The 26,686-nt window shown below is 57.8% G+C and carries 20 protein-coding genes; 9 read left to right on the top strand and 11 right to left on the bottom strand.

Features of this window, described 5'->3' with window-relative positions; genetic code table 11:
- The 3 genes from BW950_RS02120 to murI are packed head-to-tail and all read right to left on the bottom strand — an operon-like array spanning position 1 to position 4,135.
- The gene (locus tag BW950_RS02120; RefSeq protein ID WP_076487641.1) at positions 1 to 2,382 is read right to left on the bottom strand and encodes an endonuclease MutS2; all 2,382 of its coding nucleotides are present in this window, start codon (positions 2,380 to 2,382) and stop codon (positions 1 to 3) included.
- Positions 2,379 to 3,329, bottom strand: coding sequence for a ribosome small subunit-dependent GTPase A (gene rsgA, locus BW950_RS02115; RefSeq protein WP_143559091.1), 951 nt, complete (start codon positions 3,327 to 3,329; stop codon positions 2,379 to 2,381). Before rsgA ends, BW950_RS02120 begins: the two co-directional genes overlap by 4 nt.
- The gene (murI, locus tag BW950_RS02110) at positions 3,326 to 4,135 is read right to left on the bottom strand and encodes a glutamate racemase (protein WP_076487639.1); all 810 of its coding nucleotides are present in this window, start codon (positions 4,133 to 4,135) and stop codon (positions 3,326 to 3,328) included. The genes rsgA and murI overlap by 4 nt, the downstream gene beginning before the upstream one ends.
- Before the next feature lie 473 nt (positions 4,136 to 4,608).
- Between murI and BW950_RS02100 the strand changes: the two genes are divergently transcribed.
- Complete coding sequence (locus BW950_RS02100) at positions 4,609 to 5,112, top strand: pentapeptide repeat-containing protein (protein WP_076487638.1); 504 nt, start codon at positions 4,609 to 4,611, stop codon at positions 5,110 to 5,112.
- A complete protein-coding gene (locus BW950_RS02095; protein WP_143559090.1) occupies positions 5,109 to 5,771 on the top strand; it encodes an MBL fold metallo-hydrolase in 663 nt (220 codons plus the stop codon). The genes BW950_RS02100 and BW950_RS02095 overlap by 4 nt, the downstream gene beginning before the upstream one ends.
- Positions 5,772 to 5,827: 56 nt before the next feature.
- On the opposite strand, the gene BW950_RS02090 is transcribed toward BW950_RS02095, so the two are convergent.
- From BW950_RS02090 to BW950_RS02080, 3 genes are read right to left on the bottom strand one after another with little or no spacing between them, the layout of a single operon-like run.
- Positions 5,828 to 6,847, bottom strand: a complete 1,020-nt coding sequence (locus BW950_RS02090) for an RluA family pseudouridine synthase (protein ID WP_076487636.1) — start codon at positions 6,845 to 6,847, stop codon at positions 5,828 to 5,830.
- 8 nt (positions 6,848 to 6,855) lie between these two features.
- Entirely contained in the window at positions 6,856 to 7,317 is a 462-nt protein-coding gene (locus tag BW950_RS02085) for a DUF8521 domain-containing protein (RefSeq protein ID WP_076487635.1), read from the bottom strand.
- Between the two features lie 24 nt (positions 7,318 to 7,341).
- Positions 7,342 to 8,055 (bottom strand): YggS family pyridoxal phosphate-dependent enzyme, encoded by a 714-nt coding sequence (locus BW950_RS02080; RefSeq protein ID WP_076487634.1) that lies wholly within the window; start codon positions 8,053 to 8,055, stop codon positions 7,342 to 7,344.
- A gap of 83 nt (positions 8,056 to 8,138) precedes the next feature.
- Here BW950_RS02080 and pdxS point away from each other — a divergent pair, with 83 nt between their 5' ends.
- Positions 8,139 to 9,044: a pyridoxal 5'-phosphate synthase lyase subunit PdxS gene (pdxS, locus tag BW950_RS02075; RefSeq protein WP_076487775.1), complete on the top strand. Its 906-nt coding sequence runs from the start codon at positions 8,139 to 8,141 to the stop codon at positions 9,042 to 9,044.
- A gap of 5 nt (positions 9,045 to 9,049) precedes the next feature.
- Complete coding sequence (gene pdxT, locus BW950_RS02070; protein WP_076487633.1) at positions 9,050 to 9,742, top strand: pyridoxal 5'-phosphate synthase glutaminase subunit PdxT; 693 nt, start codon at positions 9,050 to 9,052, stop codon at positions 9,740 to 9,742.
- Between the two features lie 39 nt (positions 9,743 to 9,781).
- Here pdxT and BW950_RS02065 read toward each other — a convergent pair whose 3' ends face one another.
- A complete protein-coding gene (locus BW950_RS02065; protein WP_076487632.1) occupies positions 9,782 to 10,861 on the bottom strand; it encodes a polyprenyl synthetase family protein in 1,080 nt (359 codons plus the stop codon).
- Positions 10,862 to 11,151: 290 nt separating this feature from the next.
- Here BW950_RS02065 and ilvB point away from each other — a divergent pair, with 290 nt between their 5' ends.
- The 4 genes from ilvB (at position 11,152) to leuD (ending at position 15,648) form a co-directional block, all read left to right on the top strand.
- Positions 11,152 to 12,948, top strand: coding sequence for a biosynthetic-type acetolactate synthase large subunit (ilvB, locus tag BW950_RS02055; RefSeq protein ID WP_234969002.1), 1,797 nt, complete (start codon positions 11,152 to 11,154; stop codon positions 12,946 to 12,948).
- Positions 12,948 to 13,490 carry an acetolactate synthase small subunit gene (gene ilvN, locus BW950_RS02050; RefSeq protein WP_076487629.1) on the top strand — a complete coding sequence of 181 codons (543 nt, stop codon included), beginning with the start codon at positions 12,948 to 12,950 and terminating at the stop codon, positions 13,488 to 13,490. The genes ilvB and ilvN overlap by 1 nt, the downstream gene beginning before the upstream one ends.
- 89 nt (positions 13,491 to 13,579) lie before the next feature.
- Entirely contained in the window at positions 13,580 to 15,010 is a 1,431-nt protein-coding gene (leuC, locus tag BW950_RS02045; protein ID WP_076487628.1) for a 3-isopropylmalate dehydratase large subunit, read from the top strand.
- Positions 15,010 to 15,648 (top strand): 3-isopropylmalate dehydratase small subunit, encoded by a 639-nt coding sequence (leuD, locus tag BW950_RS02040; RefSeq protein ID WP_234969001.1) that lies wholly within the window; start codon positions 15,010 to 15,012, stop codon positions 15,646 to 15,648. The genes leuC and leuD overlap by 1 nt, the downstream gene beginning before the upstream one ends.
- Positions 15,649 to 15,736: 88 nt before the next feature.
- On the opposite strand, the gene BW950_RS02035 is transcribed toward leuD, so the two are convergent.
- Both BW950_RS02035 and BW950_RS02030 read right to left on the bottom strand, forming a co-directional pair.
- Complete coding sequence (locus tag BW950_RS02035; RefSeq protein ID WP_083943647.1) at positions 15,737 to 17,491, bottom strand: glutamine--tRNA ligase/YqeY domain fusion protein; 1,755 nt, start codon at positions 17,489 to 17,491, stop codon at positions 15,737 to 15,739.
- Positions 17,492 to 17,585: 94 nt separating this feature from the next.
- Positions 17,586 to 17,936 (bottom strand): phenylpyruvate tautomerase MIF-related protein, encoded by a 351-nt coding sequence (locus BW950_RS02030; protein WP_076487627.1) that lies wholly within the window; start codon positions 17,934 to 17,936, stop codon positions 17,586 to 17,588.
- Positions 17,937 to 18,116: 180 nt separating this feature from the next.
- On the opposite strand from BW950_RS02030, the gene BW950_RS02025 reads away from it, so the two are divergent.
- Positions 18,117 to 18,878, top strand: a complete 762-nt coding sequence (locus tag BW950_RS02025; protein ID WP_076487626.1) for a hypothetical protein — start codon at positions 18,117 to 18,119, stop codon at positions 18,876 to 18,878.
- Between the two features lie 95 nt (positions 18,879 to 18,973).
- On the opposite strand, the gene BW950_RS02020 is transcribed toward BW950_RS02025, so the two are convergent.
- Both BW950_RS02020 and BW950_RS02015 read right to left on the bottom strand, forming a co-directional pair.
- The gene (locus BW950_RS02020; RefSeq protein ID WP_234969000.1) at positions 18,974 to 23,563 is read right to left on the bottom strand and encodes a SpoIIE family protein phosphatase; all 4,590 of its coding nucleotides are present in this window, start codon (positions 23,561 to 23,563) and stop codon (positions 18,974 to 18,976) included.
- Positions 23,564 to 23,586: 23 nt separating this feature from the next.
- Positions 23,587 to 26,601, bottom strand: coding sequence for a hypothetical protein (locus tag BW950_RS02015; RefSeq protein WP_076487624.1), 3,015 nt, complete (start codon positions 26,599 to 26,601; stop codon positions 23,587 to 23,589).
- Between the last annotated feature and the right edge of the window lie 85 nt (positions 26,602 to 26,686).

The raw sequence follows: 26,686 nt of genomic DNA, 5'->3' as shown, positions 1-26,686 counted from the left end.
TCATCCTACTCTGGAGTCATTGAGAAACTCAACCACCGTTTTCCCAAATCCTCCATCTTCAGGAAGGGCAAAGCGATATCTGTGGACTTCACGGCGCTCCTCCAGATACTCGTGCACACCCTTCTGAAGAACCCCCGTGCCTGTACCGTGAATAATCGAAAGCACCGGAACACCGTGCATCACCGAGGCGTCGACCGATCGCTCCAGCTCTTCCAGGGCAGCGGCAAGTCGATAGCCGCGAAGATCCAGCTCCAGCGCAGCCGGCGGCGCTGGCCGGGAGGAGCCGGCAGAAACAACGGGCCGGGACGGCGCCCTGCCTGCCTTGCAAGCCTCCTCTTCCAGTTCTTCCAGGGGCACAGTCATGCGAATCGCTCCGAATTGCACCTCGGCACGCCCCTTTCGAACCCGAAGAATCACTCCGGAACGGCCTGTTTTCCTGTGACGCACAGACGCCCCAGCCTCGGCCGTTTCAAGGGAAGCTCCGATACCGCGCAGGCCGGAAGAGTCCTCCCCGGAAACAGCCTCTTCCGCTTCGGCGGCGGTGGCCTTCTTGAGATCAGCCAGTTCTTCCAGCGCTCCCTGGGCACGGCGAATCTGATCTTTCTCCAGTTTTCCGCCGGCCTCCCGGACACTGCGGATCTCGGCCTCCACCCGGCGCCGCGCCTCATCCAGGGCTCGACTGATTTCCCGAAGGCCCTCTTTTTTCAGCAGACGTTCCTGCTCCTGGTAGTATTCCCGGGTCCGGGCGGCCTGGTCCCGTTCCTGCACCAGCTCCTCCTGAAGCCGGGCGACATTCTGTCGCTCCTGATTCAAGCGTTCCTCTTCCCGGGTCAGGCGCTGGATGATCTCGGTAACGCTATTGTGGTGAGCACTGTGATAGGCCGCCGCTTTTTCGACAATCTCCGGAAGGAGACCCTGCTCCCGAGCCGCATCGATGGCATGACTCCCTCCAGGACGGCCGGGAATCACCCGGTAGGTGGGACGATGGGACTCTTCATCAAAGGCCATGGCGGCGTTCACCGCTCCCTGGCGGGTGTAGCCGTAATGCTTCAATATTGTCTGGTGGGTGGTTGCCAGAATCGTGCTGCCCCGTTCCATGAGATGATCCACAATCGCCATGGAGAGGGCAGCCCCCTCTTCGGGGTCGGTTCCCGAACCAAGTTCGTCCAGCAGAATCAGGCTCTGCTCATCAGCCTGACGGGCGATCTCCCCCAGAGTACGCAGATGAGCCGAAAAGGTGGACAGCGACTCATCCAGGGACTGTTCGTCGCCGATATCCACCCCAATCCACCGAAAAAAGGGAAGAGAACTCCCTTCCGCCACAGGAATCGGCACCCCGCAGTGGCTCATAAGAACCAGAAGACCCAGTGTTTTCAGGAAAACTGTTTTTCCTCCTGTGTTGGGACCACTCAGAACCATGAGCCGTGTGGAGGAGTCGAAGGTTATATCCAGGGGAACACAGGCTTTTCCCAACAAGGGATGGCGCGCCTGAATCAGGTGAAGCTGCTCCCCCCTCGAAACAATTCGTCCTGAAAGGGCCATCCCGTAGCGGGCGCGAGCCAGGAGGCAATCGGCAGCAACAACCTGCCCGTAGAGCTCGTACAGTTCCTCCCGGCAGGACCGGGCCTCTTCGGAGATCTCCCGAAGAACGCGACGAACCTCGCGGATGATATCATTCTGGGTCCTCACCAGCCGATTGTTAAGATCCACCAGTTCCGGAGGCTCCACAAAAAGCGTCTCACCACTTCCCGACGATTCATGGATAATGCCCTCCACCCGCCCCCTGAAGTCAGAAATTAAAGGAAGGACCGTTCGACCGTCACGGAGGGTAGCTCGATCCTCCCGGTAGATATCCCGGGAAGATCGAAGGATTGCCTCAGAGCTTCGGTGCAGATCCTGATGAAGCCCCGTGATCTGACGGCGCAAGGCCACGATCTCGGGAACAGCCTCCTCTTTTATCTCCCCCTCACCGGTAAGAAGGGAGCGAAGGGTTCCGTGGAGGGCCCGGCCTCCCTGAAGGCGTGCCGAGCGCCCTTCAGGGAGATACCCCTCCTCCTCGCCGGCACGAAAAAACCTGCGGAAATCCTGAGCTGTCTCCAGAAGATGGCGAAGCGCTACCAGCTGCTCCAGCTCAAGCACCGTTCCCCGGCGGGAGAGAAGCGTGAAAATCTCTTCAAGAGGAGGTACATCGCCGCCTGGAGCGGGAACACCTGCCTCCAAAGCCTGGAGAATCGATCGCACATCGTCAGCTAGACGATCCAGCGAAAGGAGATCGTCCTCAGGCTCCAGGGAGGCCATGGCCAAACGCCCTTCCTCGGTGGCGGTCAAGGCAGCCAGGGCTGGCCGTATCCTGTCGAACTCCAGGGCAGTCAGGGCGGTCATCGATTCTCCTCCAGTATATTCATGGCCAGGCGTTGATAGGAATCATAGCGCTCCCGGGCAATGGCTCCTTCTGCCAGAGCCTTCAGGACAGAACAATCCGGTTCGTGCAGATGGGTGCAACCCGGCATGCGACAATGAGGAAGAAACGGCAGAAAGTCCCGATATCCGGCAGCAATTTCGCTGCAATCGTAACCCAGAAGATCAAACTCGCGGACCCCCGGTGTGTCGATGTACATGGCCCCCCCAGCGCGGGAATCCAGAGAGACCACCTGCTTTGCCAGGGTGGTGGTATGGCGACCCCGTTGATACTTGGTGGAGGTATCCCCGGTGGCCAGGTTTGCCTCGGGGATCAGACTATTCACCAGGGAAGATTTACCAACCCCGGATCGACCCACAAGAACGCTCACAGCTCTGGCCGTATCCTTCCGGAAAGCAGGAAGGTCCCCCTCATGGTGAATCCGCCGGGCAGCTTCGCCAGCGATCGTGCGGTAAAGAGGGTAGCCGAGATCTCCCAGGATCGACAGATGCCGCTCCACCTCGGGAGGAACAGCTTTATCGGCCTTGTTCAGAATCACCGCTGCGGGAATGCCCGCCAGCTCCGCCATAACCAGAACACGATCCACAAAGTTAGGACGGTAGGGAGGATCTTCCGGCGCGGCAACCACGAAAACCGTATCCACATTAGCAGCGATAGCCTGCATTTTGCGGCGCTTTCTATTCCAGCGATGCACCACGTTGCGCCGTTCCTGACGTTCCAGAATCCGCACTCCCCCTTCCTCTTCAACCAGGGTCACCAGGTCTCCCGGTGCGAGCGGGTTTGCCTCGGAGATATCCGTGCCGGGCAAGACCTTTCCCTTGATGCGAACGTTCTCACAGATCCGGCCTTCAAGAGTTCGGAGATTGTAAATATTGTTCGCCCCCCACATGACGATTGCTGAAAGACTCACGGGGAGAGGACCTCTCCGGCGGTAGGGAGGAAGGCGAGGTTTCGCACCCTGTAGCGTCCATCAATACAGGAATAACGAGGAGACAGGGGAGATGTATGGAAGAGGAAGGGCTTGTCCTCCGAAGCAGGAGAGCCTCCCTGGCGAAGCCCCGGCGGATAGACCGCAGCGATCCGCTGGACTACTCCCTCCAGAGAATCAACCACTGCTACAGAGGGCCCCAGAATCTGTGAAAAGAGGTGCCGGTAGCGCACAAAATGCGTACAAGCCAAAACAACGGTATCCACATCATTGGCCAGACAGGGCACTACCTCTTCCTCAATAACCCGGGCCACCCCGTCCTCGCCAGAACAGAAGGACTCCTCGGCGGCTTGTACCAGCCCGGGAAGGCCCAGGCGCGAGACTCGGCAATACCGGGCGAAGGTCTTGACCAGACCGTCTGTGTAGGGATCCTTTGTGGTTTGCAGCGTTGCCAGGAGCGCCAGATGGCCGCTGCGAGTTCTGGCGGCAGCAGGTTTTACGGCTGGCACCACCCCCACAAAGGGATGCGGGTAGGTTCTCCGCAACGCCTCCAGGGCAACCACTGAAGCAGTGTTGCACGCTACCACGATGACCTGGGGGGAGATTTCTTCCCTTAAAACCGCTCCGACCAGGGCAACAAGACGATCCCGGACATTCCGGGGAGATCGGCTTCCGTAGGGAAAGAAGGCCGTGTCGGCCACATAACAACAGGGGACGCCGGGAAAGCGGCTCTGGAACTCCTCCAGATACACAAGCCCCCCCACGCCTGAATCAAGAAACAGAACCATACCGGCAAACCACCTGGAGAGTATCAGATTGAACCGCCCCGCCCCGAAGGGAACCCGGGCGATGGCATCCCTGGCAGCAACGTCCCGAGAGGATGCGCTTCGGGTCAGGAAAAGAGATCATCGAAGGCTTTCCGTGTCGATGGTTTCGACTCACCCCCCGGGGAAGATTTCTTCGAAGCAGCCCCCCCGCCTCCCGGAGCACCCAGACGAAAATAATCGCAAAAATTGGCGCGTTCCTTGTCAAAGACCTGCTCAGAAACCGTTTCCCGACAATCCCAGTGCGAGCCGGGGCTATAGTACTCGCAGTTCCTGCAACACCGAACCGGCTGGAAACAGCGAGGACATTCCTCGCTGCGGTTGAGGGGAATATTCGGGGGAAAATCAGCGCTGCATCGAAAACATCGAGCCATCACAGGATTGTAACTTTCCCGCACCGGTTGTGCAAGTTCCCCTCCTCTTCGTAGAATGCCGGGGTGTTTGAACAAAAGGTTGATCAGGACACGTTTTTGACCCTCCTGGGCGAGACAGCCTCGGTGATAGAGCATCTCAACGGCCGGGGAGCTACCTTCCGGGATCTTGACCTGCGGGCAAGGCATCTGCGATGGGCCGCCTTCTCGGGGGCAACCTTTCGCAACTGCGATTTTCGCGATACCACGTGGGATTGCGTTTTTGCTGACTTTGCCGTATTTGAGGATTGCCGCTTTGACGAGAGTCATCTCATGGATTCCGTCTTCGCCGGAAGCCGCCTTACGCGATGCGCTTTCACGGGGGCAACGGCCGATATGTGCAATTTTAACGCCATTGCAGCCCAGTCAACGGATTTCAGCGACTGCTCCCTGCGGCGAAGTCGCTTCATCAACGCCCGCCTGCGGGAGGTCAAGTTTGCCAACTGTGATCTCAAGGACGCCCTCTTCCAGTTCTCCGAGCGCCAGGAGGTTTCCTTCAAATTTTCCAACCACGAGGAGGCTTGTTTTTGAGCACCCCCGATGTTTTACCGGCTTCCGACGAGGACCCTTGCGGCAAAGGAGGAAAACTCCCGGGCTTGCGGGTCATTCCCTATTTCAGCCCCATCAGCCGCACCAATTGCTACATAGTAGCCGGGAGGAACGCCTCCGAGGCGATTCTGCTGGATCCGGTTCATCTGGATAACGAACTCTACTCGCTCCTGCTCCAGCACAATCTCACGGTCCGGTGGGTTCTCGTAACTCACCCCGAGGCTTACATGCGCCATGCCCTGCGCACCCTCTGCCGGATCTACTCCTACCAGCTCATCGCCGGAGCGAGCGATATGTTTGGCATTACCTGTGAGCATCTGGTGCCGGAAGAGGTGAACCGCCTCCTGATCGGAGGGCTCCAGGTACAGGCCCTGCCCGTTCTCCCCCACTCTACCAGCTCCTATATGTACCGGGTGGGAGAGCTTCTTTTCACCGGAACCATTGTCCATGCCGGAACCCTGGGCGAGACAGCCTCGGCCTACAACGAGGAACTTCTGGTGGCAACCATGAAGGACATGATCTTCACCATCCCCGAGGCGGAGCGGGAAATGCTTCTTCTTCCTGCGGTAGGCCCCCCCTCCACGGTCCGGGCCGAACGACACCTGAGCCCGTACTATCGGGACCATAGCGAACGGGCCTGACCAGGAAAGCCGGCGAAAACACGACCGAAGACACCCAAGCGATGCGCCCGGGAGAGTTACCCCCGGGAAGGCCCCTTCCCCGAAAGAATCCTCAAAACCTCCCGAAACCGTTCAGGCACAGGGGCAATATAGGGCGTCACGCCCCCCTCAGGCTCCGGAGAGAGCTCAAGGAGACGGGCATGCAACATCAGGGTCGCCTGAGGCAGCTGCCTGTCCGGGCGTGCATAGAGCGGGTCCCCCAGAATGGGGTTTCCCAGAGAAGCCAGGTGAACCCGAAGCTGATGGGTCCGGCCCGTGGAGGGTTTCAGCAATACCAGGGTATGCTGAGGAAACCGGCGCAGAACCTGAAACGCAGTGTGAGCCGGCTTGCCTGCACCGGGGGTGACGGCAAAACGACGCCGATGGTTCGGATCCCGCCCCAGGGGAGAATCGATAATACCCTGGTTCTGGCGGATCGCACCCCGGGTAATGGCCAGATACAGCTTCTTGACGCTCCCTGCCATGAATTGATCCACCAGGTACTGGTGGGTCTCCAAAGTTTTGGCGACAATCATCACACCGCTGGTATCCTTGTCCAGACGGTGAACGATACCAGGCCTCAGATCACCTTCCTGATCACTTTCCTGATCGGCCTCCTGATCACTTTCGTCTGAAATCTCCTCACCGGACGCTCCCTCGGGAATGTTCCTCAGGGCCTGAAAAAAAGGATCGTCCCGGTAGCGCCATAGCAAACCGTTCACGAGCGTGCCATCGGGATTCCCCGCTCCGGGATGAACCACAAGCCCTTGAGGCTTATCAATCACCAGGAAAGAGCGTCCCTCGTGAATAAGGGGAAAATCCACAGGCTGAGGAATCGCCTTGGGCAGGCCGACAGCCTCCAGAGACCCCTCGACGATATCTCCCGGTAAAACTCGTGTGGAGAGTTTTGCCGGCTTCCCGTTACAGCGCAGATCGCGAACTCTCTGCTTCAACTGACTCCGTCGACAAAGATCTGCCTCATCGGCAAGAAATTGATCAAGCCGCCTTCCTCCGGGAATCGTCTCGGGGATGGAATAGTGAAAATGATAGATATTCATGAAATGTTTTACTCTCTCCTTGCGGCGGCAGCCTTCCGCTCACGTCTTCCCAGGATATAATCTGCCACGGCCACTCCGACGCTGATTATCCCTGCAGAAATAAGAAGCCCCACCCGCTCCTCCTGGTTATACTGGGATCCAGTGCGGGTGGAAAAGAAAAAGGGAGCATATTCCTGGGAGAACTGTCCTTCTTCAAGACTTTTGACAGCAAACCTTCCCAATTGCAACCCGATCCCGCTCAGGATCACCGCCAACGGGAAGGAGCCAATCGCCACAATTTCCCCTCTCCGAAGATCGCGGGCCCAGTCGGGGAACTCTTCCCGTTCGTAGGGAAGCGGTGGGGAATCGTCATCCGAAAGAGACGATCCGGCCACGGCAACCGCAAGAGCGGGGGGGACGAAGGGCCGGGGAAACGCCAGGATCAGCAGAACCCAGGCGACAAATATGGCAAACCTGCCTTCCCTCTTCATGGAAGCTCCTTCATGGACCAGCCTTCATGACAAGCGGTTTCCAAAGAGAGCTGTCCCCACCCTGACCAGGGTGGAACCCTCCCGGATCGCCCATTCCAGATCCCCGCTCATACCCATGGAAAGGTCTGGCACGGCACGCCCCAATTCCCCCTCCAGGCGATCCCGGTAGTCCCGAAGCTGTGCAAAGGCCCTTCGCAGGGGAGTTTCCTCCGCTGTATACGGAGCGATTGTCATCAGTCCCTGCAGGCTGATGCGGGGAGACGCTTCTATGGCCAGAGCCACCTGCAAAAGGTCACCGAACCCTTGAACTCCCTCCTTGGAAGGCTCTCCCGAGGTGTTTACCTCAAGAAACGCCCCGATCTCCCGCCCTTCCTCTTCCAGCCGGGAAGCCAGGGCATCCACAGTGCGCACGGCATCGATGGACTGCACCGCATGGTAGAGCTGCGCTGCGTCGCGAGCCTTGTTTCGCTGCAAGTGTCCTATAAGGTGCACCTCTGCCGAGGGAGGAAAGAGCGCGTGCTTGGCCTTGGTCTCCTGGATACGGCTCTCACCAAAGAGCCGGAGCCCCAACCGAAGAGCTTCCTCAAGGAGTTCCGGAGGCTGGCGCTTTGTAACTGCCATAAGGCGCACCGAATCCCGGGAACGGCCAGAGCGCAGGCAGGCCGATTGAATCCGCTCTTCTATAACAGCAAGGTTATCGGCAAGATTACCGGCACGATTATCCGCTACGATCGACATATACCGGGAAGTGTAGCATACCCCCCGTGATATTGACGAGAGGACGCGCGATGTATACCTTTTCCCAAGGAATTATGGAGAACATGAAAGAAACAACCTGGTCAGAGCGTCAGTCCTCAACGTGGCGCACAAAACGTGGTCTTGCAGAGATGCTCAAGGGAGGCGTCATCATGGACGTCACCAACGCTACCCAGGCGAAAATCGCCGCCGATGCCGGTGCCCAGGCGGTGATGGCCCTGGAGCGCGTCCCCGCTGACATTAGAGCCCACGGCGGAGTCGCCCGGATGAGCGATCCCGCCATGATCGAAGAGATCCAGAAAGCCGTTTCCATTCCGGTCATGGCCAAATGCAGGATCGGACACATCGTGGAAGCCCGGATGCTTCAAGCCATGGGAATCGACTTCATCGACGAGAGCGAAGTCCTTACCCCCGCCGATGACACCTATCACGTGGACAAGCACCAGTTCGCTGCACCCTTCGTCTGCGGATGCCGCAACCTGGGCGAGGCCCTGCGGAGAATCGGCGAAGGGGCGGCCTTGATCCGAACCAAGGGCGAGGCAGGAACGGGCGATGTCGTTGAGGCAGTGCGACACTTGCGCACCCTTCTAGGAGATATCCGGGCGCTCCAGAACTGCCCCCCCGAGGAGCTCATGACGCGGGCCAAGGATCTGGGAGCCCCCTTCGACCTGGTACAGGAAGTGGCCCGCACAGGAAAACTGCCGGTGCCCAACTTCTCGGCTGGCGGCGTTGCCACCCCCGCCGATGCAGCACTCATGGTGCACCTGGGAGCAGAAGCGGTCTTTGTCGGGTCAGGCGTGTTCAAATCGGATGATCCCGAGCGCCGAGCCCGGGCTATCGTCGACGCCGTGGCCTGCTACGATGATCCCGCCAAGCTGGTAGAGCTATCGCGCTCCCTGGGAGAGGCGATGACGGGGATTAACGTTTCAACCATGCCCGAGGGCGAACGGATCGCCGGACGAGGCTGGTAATAACTGTGAGCAGTTCCTTTCGGAGTCTTCCCCAGGGCGATCCCGTTGGTGTGATCGCCCTTCAGGGGGGATATGATCGCCACCGTGAGATGCTCTCCCGCTTGGGAGCAGCATCCCGGCCGGTGCGCAACCCCGGGGACATGGCGGGACTGGCAGGGCTCATCATCCCCGGGGGTGAGAGCACAACCATCGGGATGCTCATGGAGAGATTCGGACTTCTTGGTGAAATTCGCAATTCCGCCCGGAGAGGACTGCCCCTCATGGGAACCTGTGCAGGGGCTATTCTTCTGGCAAAAACCATCGAAGACAGCAATCAGCCCCGGCTGGGACTGATGGACATCACCCTGCGGCGCAACGCCTACGGCCGTCAGATCGAGAGCTTTGAGGCCCCCCTCGGGGGACCCCTGAGCGAGTTCCGCAGCTCTGCCTTTCCCAGCTCTGTTGCAACCCTGCCCCACCACCATCCCCTGGTGGGGGTTTTTATCCGCGCTCCCCGCATCATCGCCCAGGGGCCCCAGGTGGAGACCCTGGCTTTCCTGGAGTCCTCCTCCCGCGAGGGATCCCCGCAGGAAGAGGCCGTTGCTGTACGCCAGGGCAACCTCCTGGCACTCTCCTTTCACCCGGAGCTCACCGAGGACACGCGGGTTCACGAACTCTTTCTGGAGGTCTGCCAGAAGGCCGCATCCTGCGTGGCCTGATTGCACGATCGCACCTCTTTTTGCTTCGATCTTCTGCGCTCACCGGGTACGTCCGAGATTGTAGGAAACAAGTCCCTCCAAGGCCTCACGGCCCTCCGCAGAAAACCCGGCAGAAAGAGACAGCCTTTCGACAATCTCCAGAGATTCCTCCCGGTCCCGGGCAACCTGTTCCTCCACGACATCCATCACTCCCTCCTCGTGAAGGGCTTGTCGGACCTTCTCAACCTCCTCAGGTCCGATCTGATCTGATCCGAAATAGTCGCGAAGCGGGTGATCCTGCGGCAGACGCCGAAAAAGTTCCTCTCGGAAAAGTGTTTTTTTATTTTCCCGGATATCGCTTCCCAGGGGCTTTCCGATCAACTGGGAATCACCAAAAATCCCCAGTTGATCGTCGCGGATCTGGAAAATCCGCCCCTGGCTCTCGCCAAAACGCTGGAGAAGCTGAACCACCCGATCGGGCTGTCCTGCCAGACGAGCGCCAATCATCATGGGCAAGCTGAAGGTGTAGCGGCCCGTTTTACCGGTATAGACTTCCAGAATTTTCTCCGGCTCCGCCTGAGACACCGCCCCGTGATGAACATCCTGCATCTGAGCCAACCCTACTGCCACGATCTCCCGGGAGATCATCGATACCAGCTCAACCCGGGTCTCGGGAATAACCTCCAGACCCGAGATGATCTGCATCGCCAGAAAGGCAGCAACATCGCCCGCACAAATTCCCTGGGCCACACCGTAATGCTCACCTTCCGTCGAGAGTACCTCGGGGCGCTTCCCAAAGAGATGCTCCTCGTACTGAGCGTGCACGGCGGGAGCTCCCCGACGAGTTTTATCCTGGTCCATGATATCGTCGTGGATCAAAAGAAAGGCCTGAAGAAGTTCCATGGCCACTCCTGCCTGGAGGCAAGCCGACGGCAGAGGGTCTTCGCGGGAGAAGAGTCGGAAGGTAAAAGGGACCAACGCGCCCCGCAAGAGCTTTCCTCGAAGGGTAAAATCCCGGAGGCGACATCGCAAATCCTCACCCCAGGGGTGGAAGGTCAGGATCTGCCCAGCCTGGGTATCGAAATAGCTCTCAAGAGCAGACCCGATGGACGCGACATGGTCGCCCAGAAGTTGATTCACACAAATATCCTTTCCCGGCGGCTCAATACCAACCAGCAATCATGCCTGGCGCCGCCTGCCCGGTCGGCATGATTACAACCTTCGATAAAAATATATCATCATTCCCTTTTCCAGGCCATGCGAAAAGTAAAAATATCTGCCATAAAAAAGCAAAGACAAAAAATTCGGTCTGATCGCGGAAAAAAAAGACTCATTTTCCAATCACGAGGGTCGATATTGCCATTTTCCCGTAGAAAAATGGCAACAAAATCTGAAAACTCCCTTGACTTGTCCCGGAAAAGGTAAAATACTTGATTTCTATTGTTGACATGATCGGCCGGTGGAGTGATCGACTGCTGGAGATGATCGACGGCGAAAACCAGGAGGAAGGCATGAACCAAAAAAACGGTGCGCAAATCATCGTAGACATGATCCACCATCACGGAGTGGAGTATATTTTCGGCTATCCCGGAGGTGCGGCAATCCCCATCTTTGACGCTCTGGTAGATTCTCCGGTCAAGTTCGTCCTAAGCCGTCACGAACAGGGCGCGACTCACATGGCCGATGGCTATGCCCGGGCAACAGGCAAGCCCGCTGTCGTTCTGGTAACTTCCGGACCGGGAGCAACCAACACGATCACCGGAATTCTTACGGCCCAAATGGATTCAGTTCCCATGGTAGTCATATCAGGCCAACAAACCACCTGGAACCTTGGCCTGGATGCGTTCCAGGAGGCCGACGTATCGGGAATCTCCTACCCCGTGGTAAAACATTCCTACCTCGTCAAGGATGTCCATGATATCCCCCGGGTTATGAAAGAAGCCTTCCATATCTGCCAGACCGGACGCCCCGGCCCCGTCCTTATTGATATGCCCAAGGATATATCCAGTGCCATCTTCCAGGATGAACCGGAATACGGAGGAACCGTGAACATTCGGGGGTACTCTCTGCCTCAGGAAGGAACTCCCGAGGAAATCGAGCAGGCCGTACGGATGATCGAACGGTCTCGGAGACCTGTTCTTCTCGTCGGCCACGGTGCAATCATATCGGGAGCCGGAAAAGAGCTGATCTACCTGGCCGAGAAAATGCAGATCCCCGCAGTAAACACTCTCCTGGGCAAGGGCGGCTTCCCCGAAACACATCCCCTCTCTTTGGGAATGCTGGGCATGCACGGTACGGCCTACGCAAATCGCGCCGTGGAACACTGCGACTTGATCGTCTCGGTGGGCTCCCGTTGGGACGACAGGATTGTGGGGGATCCGGGAAAGTTCTGTCGCGATGCTGAAAAAATCCATATCGACATCGATTCCTCGGAGTTCAACAAGACCCTTCAGATGGATCTGGCAATCGAGGGCGACGCCGCTACCGTGGTGGAACAGATTGCATCGAGAGTCCAGCCAGGCGATACCGCCGACTGGCTCGCCCAGATCGAGCTGTGGCGCCGGGAATACCCCCTGAAGTTCAAGAAAAGCGGGAAACTCCGGGCAGAACACGTAATCGACGAAATATACCGCCAGACCGACGGCCAGGCCTACGTCTCTACCGATGTGGGGCAACACCAGATGTGGGCGGCCCAACACTATCTGATCAGCCACCGCTATCAGTGGCTCTCCAGCGGGGGGGCCGGAACCATGGGGTTCGGACTTCCGGCCGCGATCGGTGCGCAGTTCGCACACCCCGAGGCACGGGTCGTAGCCTTTGTGGGAGACGGAGGATTCCAGATGACCATGCCCGAGCTGGCCACGGCGATGATTCACAAACTCCCTATCAAAATTGTGGTCATCAATAACTCCTATCTTGGCATGGTTCGCCAGTGGCAGGAACTCTTTTTTGATAACCGCCTCTCCGGTGTTGATATGGAAGGAAATCCGGACTTCGTGAAACTGGCCGAGAGTTTTGGTGTGAATGGATACCGGATTCGACGGGGTGCCGACGTAAAGCGGGTCATTGCAGCCGCCCTGGCCTACAACGACGGGCCTTGCCTGATCGATGCCGAAGTTCTCAAGGAAGACAATGTCTACCCGATGATACCCGCCGGAGCGGGCTACTCGGAGATGCTGGTAGAAGCGCCAACGAAAAAACTTGCCAAACCTGTGGGGAGCACCTGATGAAGAACACTACATCTCACATCGACACAATTCTGGATCGAACCAAGGGAGAACGGAAGCACACGATCAGCGTTCTCGTGGCAAACCGGCCGGGAGCGCTTATACGAATATCCCTGGTCTTTGCCCGGCGGGGTTACAACATCGACAGTCTCGTGGTTTCACCGTCGAGCAACCCCGAATACTCCATGATGAACATCGTTGCATCGGGAGATGAGAAGACTCTGGACCAGATCCTGAAGCAACTGAACAAGCTTATCGATGTGGTCCACGCCTCGGACAGGACCGGCGAGGATATCATCCAGCGAGAGCTGGCCTTGATCAAAATTGCCTGCACAGCACCGGCGCGATCGGAAATCCTTCAACTCGCCCGGGCCTTGCAGTGTGATATTGTGGATATCGGTGAGGCCGTAATAACCCTGGAGATCACCGGTTCATCCGACGAGGTTGACAACGCCACACGCGTTCTCAACAGCTACGAGATCATCGAACTGGTACGAACGGGCAAGGTTCTCATGGTTCGAGGTGACCAGCACACAGCCTAGGCGCCACGCGGCCCGGGGTTTGCCACGGGCCGGAGCACCACACCCGCTGGAATACCACACGGCCAGGAAGGCCGGGAGGAATAGAAACGATGCAGCAGAAAAAAAATCTCTTTAACACCGTCTGGGATCTCCACAAAGTGGGAACCCTGGAATCAGGGCAGGATCAGATCTTCATCGGTCTGCACCTGATCCACGAGGTCACCTCTCCTCAAGCGTTCCAAATGCTGGAAGAGCGGGGGCTTTCGGTCCTCCACCCGGAAAGAACCTTTGCCACGGTGGATCACATTGTCCCCACGGCAAATCAGGAACGCCCCTTCAAGGACCGCCTGGCCGAAGAGATGATGCAAGCCCTGGAGAAGAACACCGAAAAACACGGAATCGAGTTTTTCGGCCTCAATACCGACGATCAGGGCATTGTCCACATCATCGGCCCCGAACTGGGCCTCACCCAGCCGGGAATGACCATTGCCTGCGGAGACAGCCACACCTCAACCCACGGAGCCTTCGGAGCAATCGCCTTCGGGATCGGCACCTCTCAAATCCGGGATGTCCTGGCAACCCAGACCATGGCTCTGAGCAGACCCAAAGTACGCAAGATCAACGTTACGGGCTCCCTGCAACCCGGAGTGTACGCCAAGGATATCATCCTGCGAATCATCGCCGATCTGGGGGTAAACGGCGGCATCGGCTACGCCTACGAGTACAACGGCGAGGCAATCCGGCAACTCTCCATGGAAGAGCGGATGACGATCTGCAACATGAGTATTGAGGGAGGAGCTCGCGTGGGCTACATCAATCCCGATGAGACCACCTTTGCCTATCTTCAGGGCCGCCGCTACGCCCCCCAGGGCGAATCCTTCGAGCGTGCAAAAGAGTACTGGCAACAGATTGCCAGTGGTCCCGACGCGGAATACGACGATGTCTACGAGCTTGACGCAACCTCACTGAAGCCCATGGTTACCTGGGGCATAACCCCGGGCCAGGCAATTCCTGTAGATGGCAGAATGCCCACCTTGAAAGACATCCCCCAGGACGATCGCGATATCGCAGAAAAGGCCCTGGGTCATATGGGCTTTGCCGAACGCGACCCCATTCTGGGCAAGAAGATAGACGTTGCCTTCATCGGGAGTTGCACCAACGGGCGAATCAGCGATCTCCGCGAGGCAGCCCGCCTTGTCCAGGGACGCACCGTAGCAAAATCGGTGCGAGCCATGGTGGTGCCCGGTTCAAAACGGGTTGCTCTCCAGGCCGAACGGGAGGGGCTTCACACAATTTTCCAAGAGGCTGGCTTTGATTGGCGTGGCGCAGGTTGCTCCATGTGCCTTGCCATGAACCCCGACAAACTCGAGGGTCGCGAACTCTCCGCCTCAAGCTCGAACAGAAACTTTGTGGGCCGCCAGGGGTCTCCCAAAGGACGGACGCTTTTAATGAGTCCTGCCATGGTTGCCCTTGCGGCGATCGAGGGGGAAGTGGTAGACGTGAGAGACTATGCACCCCAGGCCGTCGGGCCGAAGGCGTAATGGCAGAAGGCGAGGAGACCATGAACGAGATGAAACAAGCGATCAAACACGTGACAGGCCGGGCCGTGGTTGTCCGGGGCAACGATATCGACACGGACCAGATCATTCCGGCCCGCTTCATGAAAGTGGTGACCTTCGACGGCTTGGGTCAGTACGCATTCTACGACCTTCGCTACGACGAAGGGGGAACCACGAAACCTCACCCCTTTAATGAAGAGCGTTTCTCGGGGGCAGAAATACTTCTGGCAAACAAGAACTTCGGTTGCGGCTCATCCCGCGAACATGCTCCCCAGGCGCTCATGCGTGCAGGAATACGAGCCATTGTGGGAGAGTCCTTCGCAGAAATCTTTGCCGGAAACTGCACCGCCCTGGGCGTCCCGGCAGTTACCCTGGAGAGCTCCGCCATGGCCGAACTGATGCGCTGCATCGAGGAGGATGCGTCCCTGCGGGTGGAGATGGATCTTCCGGCCGGCGAAGTTCGCTGCGGGGGGAAAACCTTCACCTTTTCCATGCATCCTGCCTACCGCAGCGCCTTCATCGCGGGGAGCTGGGATTCCACATCTGTTCTGCTTTCTCATGCAGAGCAGATAGAAGACACAGCCCGGCGCCTGCCCTATCTGGCTGAGTTCCCGGCGTAAGACGCTTTAGACCAAAATCGCCCCGGCTGCACCCTCACACGGGGGGGCAAGCACGGGGCGACTCGGCACGGGAGGACCAAAAGATTCCCTATTCGTTCTCCCGCTTGTTGCGGATAATCCGCGCCCAGGCGTCCTTCAGAGTGACCGATCTGTTGAAAACCGGCATCTCTCCCTGACCATCCCGGATATCACGACAAAAATATCCCATGCGGAGGAACTGCACCGACCTTCCCGGCTCTATCTGTGCAAGAGCAGGCTCCACATAGCCCTGGCTCACTTGAAGAGAACGGGGATTCAGGGCTTCCGTGAAATCCTCGACCTCCTCGGGATTCTCCCGGTCAAAAAGGGTCTCGTAGAGTCGAATCTCCGCGGGAACCGCCTCGGCTGCCGAGACCCAGTGAATCGTCCCCTTCACCTTCCGTCCGTCGGGAGTATCGCCGCCCCTGCTCTCGGGATCGTAGGTACAGTGGATCTCCCGGAGAACCCCCGCTTCGTCGCGCACCACGTCCTGGCACGTGACATAGTAGGCAAACTTCAGGCGCACTTCCCTGCCCGGCCCCAGACGAAACCACTTACGGGGCGGATCATCCATGTAGTCTTCCCGCTCCACGTATAATTCCCCTGAAAAGGGAAGGCGCCGCTTCTCTCCCTCGGGATCGTCGGGGCTGGTGGATGCGTCGAAATAATCGACCGTACCCTGAGGCCAATTCGTGATAACCAGCTTTACAGGATCCACCACGCCCATGTAGCGAGGTGCCCGGGCATTCAAATCTTCCCGGAGGGAAAATTCCAGAAGAGCCAGATCCACGGTGCTGTTGGTCTTGGAGACACCAATACGTGCGCAGAAATCCTTGATCGCCTGCGGCGTATACCCACGACGCCGCAACCCGCAGATCGTCGGCATGCGCGGATCATCCCACCCGTCCACGTGCTGTTCCTGGACCAGCCGAAGGAGCTTGCGCTTGCTCATAACTGTCCAGGTCAGGTTCAGACGGGCAAACTCGATTTGTCTGGGCCGGTGCGGAACGGGCAAGGTCTCCAGGAGCCAATCATAGAGAGGCCGATGATTCTCAAACTCCAGAGTACAGATGGAATGGGTGATTCCTTCCAGGGCATCGGACTGGCCGTGGGCAAAATCGTAGGTGGGGTAAATACACCAGGTATCACCCGTGCGGTGATGATGGACATGCCGTATCCGGTACAAAGCGGGGTCTCTCATGTTGATATTGGGGTGAGCCATATCAATTTTGGCACGCAGAATGCAGTGGCCATCGGGAAACTCCCCCTGCCGCATTCGGCGAAACATATCGAGGCTCTCCTCCCGGGGGCGATCCCTCCAGGGGCTGTTTTTTCCCGGTTCCGTGGGCGTTCCCCGGTACAAACGGATTTCCTCTGCCGAGAGCTCATCCACATAGGCGTGGCCCTGGCCAATGAGCCACTCGGCCCACTGGTAGAGTTGTTCAAAATAATCAGAGGCAAAAAACAACCGGTCTTCCCAGTCAAAACCGAGCCAGCCGATATCCTCCATAATGGAATCGACAAACTCCGTATCCTCTTTAACGGGGTTTGTGTCGTCAAAACGGAGATTGCACAGCCCCTTGTATTCCTGGGCGATACCAAAATTGAGGATGATCGATTTGGCGTGACCGATATGGAGGTATCCGTTTGGCTCGGGGGGAAATCGTGTGTGCACCACACTCTGCATCTGGCCGCTGCGAAGATCGTCGTTGATAATTGTGCGAATAAAATCAGTGCCGCCGGTGGAATCACCATCGGCGATTGAATCGGCGTTACCAATACATTCTGAGGGTTCCCGGGGGGAATCCTTTGGGGAATCAATCATGGCAGGTCTCTCTCCTGAAAAAATAATACCGCCACAGGGCCGGTTTTCCTTCAATCGGGCATCGATAGCGTAACGTTACTCTGACCGACCTCTTTTAGCGCTGAAAAGTATGCCGATCGTACCCCCACATGTGCCGGGGGGGATTGATGAACTCTATGTAGGTTCGATCAGGCTCGACGCTCAGGTGGACATCAGCAAAATCGCAGAGACGGCTTGAGAAATCAGCGGTCTGTTCCTCGGGAAGCCCCAGGCTCTTGAGCTGCATGATGCAGGTGGGATCTGAAGTTCCTCCGAAGGAAAGATCCTGACAATCTTCAAGATGAACCATCACGTACGATTCGGGTTTTCCCAACATCTCCGACACCGTTGTGGAGGCAGCAAGGAGCACCCCGGAGCGGTCCTCTGCGGGAATGGTCTGGTTAGTAGTAATATGTAAAACGGGCATCGACAACTCTCCTCCTGGCGGGCTAGTTTACTCCGTCCAGGCAAGATATGATAGCCCGGGACGGGCCTCTGCGGGAAGCATCGGCGAAAAGAAGACACTCTTATCGCTAATACGCCATTTTTCGCAAATACAAAGGCCTCTTGACGAGGAACCGCCTGCCACCGTACCTTTCCGGGTATCATGCAAACGAGCACCGTCGCACCTCCGGTAACTCTCTATCATATCTCGTTGTGTGATGGAACAGCCCTCTTTCTTCATCCTTTCATGAAACGGGGGGCGCTTCTGCAGGTAACCTCAGCGACCCCGGTGGAGGGCCTCTTCGGCGCCGAACCTCGGGTGGAAGCCCTCACCCTGTTGAGAAATGAACTATACCGCAAAATAGAAGAAGACGTGCGGGACTGGATTAACGAGAAACGCTTCATTCCCCGCTTTCTCATCGCCTCGGGGGCGTTCCTGGTGGTCTTCTTTTTTCTGGCTCTGGTTGTCCATACCCCCATACCTTTGGTCGACGAATTACTGGGCAGCACAGCCGCAGGAGTAATAACCTTTCTTGCCGTGGGCCGTCAGTTCGAGCGTTCCCGAAGCGCTTCCCGACGAAGGCTCTCCCTCCGGGCAAAGATAGACGGTGTTGTTTTTCAGGAAGATCCCTTTGTTCAACGCCTGGAACTGGTCGTGCGAAGGCTGGAACGGTCAGAGCCTACCCTGGACTCTGTTATCGGCGGGGAAGATACCCGCCTGCTCTGGGAGGAGCACCCCGACCACGCAGCACGGGTGGTGGAGCTTCTGCGCCTGCAAATCACACAAAAACCCTACCGCATTCTCTCGAAAGCAATGAAACAGGGCAACCTTCCCGGGAATCTGGCCCAGGCCGTTGAGGAGGGGCTTCTTCATCCCGTGGTTGTCCTCCTCTATCACGAAATGCGCCGTACTGCGCCCCGCTAGCCCTTTTCCCTTCACCCTCCTGTCCTGGCCTCTGGTCGCCTCCGCCCCCCGCCACAAGAAGGAATCCTTGCTGTAAAACCAGCGTGATGATCCTCTTATTTGCGCCGTACCACGAGCATAGTCAGGTCGTCGTACTGCTCATCCTCACGAAGGTGTGAAAAGGTGCGGTACGGGTCGCGTTCCGAGGAGGATTTCTCCTCCGGGGAACCTCCCTCCTCGGAAGGGCTATCCTCGGGATGACCAAAATATTCCCGGTACTGCAGAAAGTGCTTCTCCAGAAACTGGTCCACCAGGCGGTCCACCCTCACCCGGTCCCGGGGCCCGGCAGCAGGATCCCGGTAGAGGCGAAATATTTTTTCCGCTGCGATAACCGCCAAAGTAAGATCCTTGCCCCCAGGATCGCAGGTGCTGAAATCAAACTCCAGCACCTCCCCTTCCAGAGGATTCAGAATCTTTTCCAGCCGGTAACGCCCCCCCGTCTGAACCGCCACGATAATGTCGTGGATTCTCTGGATCGTGAACTCCTCACCATCATGACCAAGCCCCAGATCCTGGGGAACCAGGTTTTTGTCGATCATATCCTGAGTAACCACCATGGGCTGAAACAGCTTGTTCCGCAAAAGGCGTTTTGCTTCCTCGACTCCATCGGTAAAAAGAAGCAGCACGTCTCCCGAGGAGACGGTTTTCATCTCCTGGGGGAAGGTCACAGGCATATCGTCGCTACTGAACATTCCCGAGGCGGGTCCACCGGGGATAGCCAGCTGGTCTACGGTTCGGGAAGCCTCGCGATAAATGTGAAGCTGGTTGTCGCCAGCGTTGGCCGTATAGAAAGCCCCCGTCTTTACGTCCAGGATCCCCGCTGTAAGGGCGGCAAAACGTCCTTTGAACTGCTGGGCAGCCACTACATCATTCACCCGGAGAACCATTGAAGAAAGATCAAGGCCTGGACTCTTGACGGTCCAGCCACGGAAATAGTTCTGGAACACCGTTGCTACCTGCACCATGATCAACGCTGCGGGGATTCCCTTTCCCGCCACGTCGCATTTTATCATGGCGTAAAAGCGATCGCTCAGTTTCTGATAGGTGAAATAGTCTCCCGAAACACCCTTGGCTCCCTCGTAATAGCCGAAAAAATACGCCCCCGGAACATCCATCTCGCCGTAGGAGTGTTTCACATCATCCGAGAGACGTTTCAGCGGGATAAAGGCCTTCTGTGTCTCCTTTCCGAAGAGCAAGTCCTTGTTTGCCTCGGCTGCCTTGACCAGCCCCTGGGTCATGGTGTTTATGGAGTCGGCCAGAACCTTCAGTTCGTCCCGACCTTTCAAGGAGAGCCGGGTCTCCTTCAGCGAAGCCTTATCCTCGGTCTCGGTAATTATCTCCACCAGATTCACCAGCTTTGTGATTGGAATAACAATGACCGTCGCCAAGATATAAGCACCCAGGATTCCCAGAGCCACGGCGACTCCCGCCACTACCAGAGCAGCAATCACCAGCTGCCGCTGGGTGGCTGCCATCTCGTCCAGGATGGGCTGGGTCGTCACGGCAACACGAATCGTTCCCCGGTAGTAATCCCGGAATGATGCGTCAGCCCCGGGCACGATCTCCAGGACCGGACGGTAGAAAACAAAGGTTGTCTGGTCACTGCTGATACGTTCGGGATCAAAGACCGGGTAACTTCGGGTAGGCCCGGCCAGATCAGCCAGTCGTGCCCGGGCCCGCTGCAACAATTCGTTACGAACCTGGTCTATTCGGGCAATTTCATCTTCGCCAGCTCCGCGAAGGATCATCTGCTGGGCCTGACGGGACAGCTCTTCCAGCTCCCCCGGGATTTCTCCCAACTCCCGATGAGCCTCCCCGTTTAACTGGACCGCCAGATCCTCCACCAGGGGAGATATCTCGTCAGTTATCTTCGAGACTCCTACAATATAATCATCGGTGTCCACCCGATCACCGGCGGTAATCTTGGGGTCACTCGTGGCAAAGACGGTTTCGTTGTTTCCCAGATCATCCAGGCCGGTTATCGTCACATAGAGGGATTCGCCCATGGCTTCCCCCTGCTCGGTCAGGTTCTGAAGCTGATCCAGGTTAAGCTGGGGGTTTTGAAGGGCTGGCCGAGCCCCTGTTACCTGCCCTTCCAAAAGCAGTTCTATCCGTTCCTGCAACCCTCCCACAAGAATCCCCTCCTGGCGGATGCGAACGGTGCGGATCAAGGAGACCGAAACTCCCAGCACAACGCTCGCTACCAGAAGAACCACAAAGAAGGCGAACTTGATTCTCAAGCCGATTCCCTGAACTTTCATACGCTGTGCCCTTTCCGAAACAGAAATCAAATCATCCACGGCCCTGCCGGTAACAAGCGAACGAGCCTCCCGGTTGAGCCGCGTAATCTCCCGACCTATAAAATAGAGGCGGACCAGGGAAATTACCATCAGCAGCCCTGCCGCCAGGAGCATTGCTCCGTAGACAAGATCCTGGGAAGTCCATGGATAGCGGGAAGCTTCCTGGTGGGTAAAGCCCTGCCTGGATCGGGGGCGGAAGTCGCCAAATTGAATAACCCCCTGGGGAGTGAAGCGCAGAGGCTCCGCTGCGAAGGTGATTCCCCGCTCGGCGTGAACAAGCCCGAGGCGATACTCTCCGGTGGCAACATCGCCCAGACGGACCTCTTCGATTGTCCTGTCGTCACGAAGAATAAAATCATCCTGCCAGAGATTAAACTCGTAATCGTATGGGGGGGTCCCGTCACGGTCCAGGATAACCTGGCGAATCGTGCCGTTGGTCTGAAAGCCTCTTCCCAGAATCACAAGACTGGGACGTCCCAGGCGATCCCGCTCCAGGGTGGCCCCGAATATTCGTGTCGAGGGAATCGCCTTGTTGGTGCGTAGCGGCAGAGCCCGGCTGGGGCCCACATTGCCCACTGAATCGAGGGCCGCCACCGTAAGAAGCCACAACCCGTCGGGGACATTGCTCCGGCGAAGAGAAGGCACTCCCGTTGTAACCCGAGGCTGGAGCGGAAGGGAAGGAATCTCCTCCAGTACTGCATCGGGATTGGAGGAGAGATAGTCCAGACGAACGCTGTATCCTCCCAGATACTCCTCATCCTCAGGAGGGAGCCAGCCCACTTCGAAGGTATTCGCAGTGAGATATCCCTTCTCGTCCAAAGTCGGCGGGGGAAAGACCACCGGACCCGGCGGGGTCGTATCACGAAAGTAGTCGATCCGGGTTGGCTCTGACCAGTTTCCGGCGAAATCGGTCGCCCTCACCCGGAGATACCACGTTCCATCCTGGTCAGCCGCAACGCGAATGCTCCGATCGGGGACTCGCTGCATTATCTCCTTGGGAACGTCCACATCAGGCTCCTGCGACCACGCCCAGGAATAGCCCCTGATTCCCGAAGCATCGGGCGGATCCTGGACATTCACAGTAATGCCAGAACGGGAACTTCGCTCGCCTGCCCGGAAGTTTGAAGCAAGCAACGTCGGTGGATTCACATGCTGATCAGGCTCTTTGTACACCACCGAAGCCCCCCAGCGCCCGGACCGCCGTTGCCAGATCAGATGGAGCTGATCCTGATAGCGAAGAGCCTCGGCAAATGAAGCTTCTCCCACGGCAGGACTCACCGTTTCGGATTCCCAGCGGAACCGGCCGGGCCGTCCCAGAACGATTCGGCTGTTCCCGGAAGGGCTGGTAAACCAGACCAGAACCGGCTCATCTCCATCAAAGGTGAGGCGGGGCGAACGGGCAGCCTCAAACCGGCCCGTCACCTCTTCAAGGAACCCCGTGGGCTCCCCGTCGGGATGAAAGGTTTGAAGGTATATCTGGGGGTTCCCCGTCTGGAAACGCCGTTCCCAGGTCAGGTACAACTCGCCTGTGACGGGATGCACGGCCAGGTGGGGGCGCTGGTTGTCATAGAGATCGGGGTTATCGGTTTGGGCAGTATCAAAAAAGGTTGTGATCCTTCCCCGGGATACCCAGCTCTCGCCCCCGTCGCGGCTCTCTGCCATATAGAGCTGGTAAGTACTCCGTTCGGAGATGTTCAATCCCTGGTAGACAACAAAGTCTCTCTCCTCTGTTGCTCCGTGGCTCGGCAGAAAGGAAAGGCCCGTGGCAGAATCCCTGTCCAGAGGGCGGGCATCACTCCATGCCAAACCGTCACGGGAGGTGAGATAGACAATCTGCTGGCGTCCATCCAGATTTCTGTTAACGAAGAGCGTGACAGACCCGTCAGACATCTCTGTCAGAGAGGGTGCCACGTTGGTCCGTTCCGTCGATACACTGTGGACTTCCTGGAAAGAGGCCCCCTCATCAAGGGATCGAAAGATGAGAGTCTCCTCGGCCGAAGCAGTGATCGCCACGTAGATGATATTGTCCCCGGAAACTACAGCAGAGTAGATCATGGGCACAGCAGAACCACTAAAGGGGAACGGCCCCAGTCGTTGCTCCCGCCGACCCCACTCTCGCCCGTCCCGGGAATAAAGAACAGAGAGATACATCTCCCCCTGATCGCCATTGGCATCAGGCCGCAACACCTGCTGATACAAAACGAGCAGCTGGCTATCCGTGGCCAGTATCCGGGGATAGTGGGAGTTGTCGTCGGTCAGCGCCCGGGGTTGCTCAAAATATTGCGTAATCTGGGCAGCAACAGAGAAGGGTTGTACGCTGGCTCCCGCCAGAATCAGCAGGAACATCGCCGGTAGGGATCGGGAGAATCTCATATTCCAAGGCGTAAGCCAATCCTCCTGCGCAAGTCAACCAAGGGAGGGTACCCCTGGTTTTCCGGGTTGGACAAGAGGCGCTCCGTGATTGCCAGGGCTTGCACAACCTGTCCCTGCTGAAACAGCGTCTCTGCCCGGCGATACTGCTGCTCATCGGCCGTGGAGAGTGCCGCCGTGGCCCTCCCTCCCAGACGAATACGCAACTCATCCAGGAGGAACCGCACATCGCGATTATCGGGGTGCAGATTCACAGCGTCCTCAAGAAGCGAGACCGCCACCACCACCTGATCCCGGGATCCCCGGGCAAGACGTTGCGCCTCACCATAGAGTTGGCGGGCCCGGGCTATCCGTTGCTGGTCTGCCGGATCCGGCCGGAGATTCAGGGCAATCTCCAGGCGGCGAAGTTGCGTCTGGAGCCCCGGATAATTGGGGTTGATCTCGGCGAGGACCTCCAGCTCGCTGTAGACTTCCAGGGGCCCCGCCTGATCAAGGCGAGCCAGAGCCTGGTTGTAGCGGGTTGCAAAGATATCTTCGAACTCATCGGCATCACGAAGCTGGACGATTCGCAGCTCCAAGATACGGGCATCCCAGTTAAGAGGACGCACATCCCGGACATTTCTGAGATTCTCGATGGAACGATCGAAGAGCCGGTCGGCATCTTCCTTACGGCCCTGACGAAAGAGAAGAACTCCCCGGTTGTAGTCTTCCCGGGCAAGACTGAGATAGTTTCCCAAAACGGGATAGAGAGGATCCGTAGGAGAAAGTTCCCGTCCCTCTTCAAGGCTGAGCGCGGCCGTTGCAAGGATCAGAAGACGGTCGATTTCGCTATTGGACTCGATATTCGTCTGTTCCCAGGTCTGTTGTGCCTGAATGAGGGTATCCCGGGCAGCTACATATTCATCCTGGCTGTATTGCGCCTCGGCCCGGGTCAGAAGCTCACGCACACGCTGAACCACCAGAACGTTCTCAAGCTCAAGCAATTCCTGACCCACCGCAGCAATCTCCTGGTCCGCAGTAGTCCTGAGAGCATCCTGTTCCCGAAGCTCCAGAGAATCAAAGAAAGCATCGCGGGCAGCCTCCCAGTTTCTCCGGGCCGCATCAATCTGCATGGCTGCGATGGCGGCCCGGGCGTCGGCTATGCGGGAAAACCCTTCTGACTCCTGGATTCGGGCTTCGGCGATCAGTTGCTCAGCTTCTTCGAAACGTTCTCCACCTTGGGCCGCGAGGTCGTCCAGATCCTGTCGCAGAACCGTCAGGCGCAGGAGCTCTGATTGGACAGGGGCACTGCCACTGACGTACTCCCGATCACCCTCCAGTCCCTCCCGGGCACGCTCCACCTCTTCCCGGGCCCTGGCCAGAACTCCCTCCAGGATCTCCAGGCGCTGCGCCGCCTCGTCGGGGTAACGGGCTATACGAACCGCCTCACCGGGCGCTTCGTCGGGAAGATCCTCCTCCAGGGGCTCCTCCACGCCTTCCAGCAGGAGCGATGTCTCGGCAAGAACATCCCGGGATCGGGCAATAACCAGGGGAACCTCGGCGGTCTCAAGGAGCGAAACCTCCACGGCCAGACGTTGCGTCTTCGAGACCATCCCTTCCAGACGACGGGCTGCCTCATCGAGAACTTCCTCCAGAGGGGAATGATCCATCTGGGCCAGATAATCCTCTGGAAACTGCCCGATCGTCTCAACCCGGTTTTTCCAGGCCTCCTCCTGCCCTGTCAGACGATCCACTACTTCCTGGATCTCCTCTTTACGGGATCGCAGCAACTCTGCCAAAGCCCGATCATCCTCCCGGATCACCGGAAGATTTTGAAGCGTCCCGGCCAAATCAGCCAGATAGCGGGCGCTCTCTTTCCTGAACCGGGCTGTCAGAGGTGGCCCCGCCTCTCGGGACGGGCGGTCAGCAATGATCTCGCGAGCAGGCTGATCCGGTTCGAAGAGGCCAATCCGCACCTCCTCGAGCCGCTCCCAAGCCAGAGCAGCCTCTGCAGCCAGTTGATAGGCTTCAATCGCCTGGGGTAGTTCATCGCGCCCCAAAAAGTCATTCCCTTCCCCATACGCTTCCAGGGCCTGCTCCCGGCTCATGCGGGAAGCCTCAACCAGGGGCGCATCGTAGAATTCCGTCATGACCGCCACCAGCCCCTCCTGATTCCTCAAGTCAGGACGCCCCCGCAGAAAGATATCCTGAAAATTGAGATACCAGTCCACAGGATCATCAGGAAACTGTAGGGCCACCTGGGAACGCAGGACAAGGACATCCTGCGACAGAGACCGGGCCCGCTCAAGCACCCCGTGGAGCTCCTGGCCTTGGGCAAGATACTCGGCAAAAAAGTCAGCCTCCAGCGGCACCGGCCCCTCGGAAGCAGCCGCCGTCAGGGGGAGTGATACCTGGGTGTACACATCTATCAGCCCCAGAAAGTTCCCGCCCGCCTCATCGAGACGAACCAGTGCTCTATCGACCTGGTTTACGAAAATATCGCTGTATCCCCGCCCCTCAAAGCGATCCCGCTGAAGATCACCCAGGGACAGGTAAATTCTGGCGGCCTCGGCGTGACGCCCCGCCTGGAAGAGTTCCCGTGCCTCGCTCATGGCCTGATCCACCAGGTTCCGGTCGTAGGCAAGCTGGGCTATAACCCTGGCGTCCTCAACTTGTTGAAGCACTCGGGCATTGGGAAACTCGTCAAGCTGTTCCATTCTGTCAATTATATCAAGGGTTCTGGCAATATCATCGGGATTATCAATCAGGTTCTGGATCAGAAGCTCGAAAAGAACATTGTATTCACCCCGGATACCCCGGATTGCGCGCATCAGCGCTTCGGCTTCTACAATTCGCTCGGGATCATCCCGAATGGTCTGCTCCAGGAGGAGAATCGCGTCGTTGATTCTGTTCTCGGCCACCAGCCCCCGGGCACGACGAACCGGGTCCTCCCTGCGTCCCGACGCGGGGAGAGAAACCGAGATAAGTAGCAACAGAAGAACCGCCGGAAGGCGGCGCAGAATCAACTTTTTCATTCTCCCCTGCGAATAATTCTACCACGCCTCGGGGTTATGGTTCTATGAAAGCAAACCGATACCCTATATAGAATAATCGGCCAGA

Source organism: Alkalispirochaeta americana (assembly GCF_900156105.1).
Taxonomy (GTDB): domain Bacteria; phylum Spirochaetota; class Spirochaetia; order DSM-27196; family Alkalispirochaetaceae; genus Alkalispirochaeta; species Alkalispirochaeta americana.
Note: the sequence above shows the minus strand (reverse complement) of the source record. Positions and strands in the feature narration are given on the sequence as shown.

Coding starts and splice junctions, on each gene's coding strand:
- BW950_RS02120 (WP_076487641.1), bottom strand. CDS start 2,382: ATGACCGCCCTGACTGCCCTGGAGTTCGACAGGATACGGCCAGCCCTG.
- murI (WP_076487639.1), bottom strand. CDS start 4,135: ATGGTTCTGTTTCTTGATTCAGGCGTGGGGGGGCTTGTGTATCTGGAG.
- BW950_RS02090 (WP_076487636.1), bottom strand. CDS start 6,847: ATGAATATCTATCATTTTCACTATTCCATCCCCGAGACGATTCCCGGA.
- BW950_RS02085 (WP_076487635.1), bottom strand. CDS start 7,317: ATGAAGAGGGAAGGCAGGTTTGCCATATTTGTCGCCTGGGTTCTGCTG.
- BW950_RS02080 (WP_076487634.1), bottom strand. CDS start 8,055: ATGTCGATCGTAGCGGATAATCGTGCCGGTAATCTTGCCGATAACCTT.
- pdxS (WP_076487775.1), top strand. CDS start 8,139: ATGAAAGAAACAACCTGGTCAGAGCGTCAGTCCTCAACGTGGCGCACA.
- ilvN (WP_076487629.1), top strand. CDS start 12,948: ATGAAGAACACTACATCTCACATCGACACAATTCTGGATCGAACCAAG.
- leuC (WP_076487628.1), top strand. CDS start 13,580: ATGCAGCAGAAAAAAAATCTCTTTAACACCGTCTGGGATCTCCACAAA.
- leuD (WP_234969001.1), top strand. CDS start 15,010: ATGGCAGAAGGCGAGGAGACCATGAACGAGATGAAACAAGCGATCAAA.
- BW950_RS02035 (WP_083943647.1), bottom strand. CDS start 17,491: ATGATTGATTCCCCAAAGGATTCCCCCCGGGAACCCTCAGAATGTATT.
- BW950_RS02030 (WP_076487627.1), bottom strand. CDS start 17,936: ATGCCCGTTTTACATATTACTACTAACCAGACCATTCCCGCAGAGGAC.
- BW950_RS02025 (WP_076487626.1), top strand. CDS start 18,117: ATGCAAACGAGCACCGTCGCACCTCCGGTAACTCTCTATCATATCTCG.
- BW950_RS02020 (WP_234969000.1), bottom strand. CDS start 23,563: ATGTTCCTGCTGATTCTGGCGGGAGCCAGCGTACAACCCTTCTCTGTT.
- BW950_RS02015 (WP_076487624.1), bottom strand. CDS start 26,601: ATGAAAAAGTTGATTCTGCGCCGCCTTCCGGCGGTTCTTCTGTTGCTA.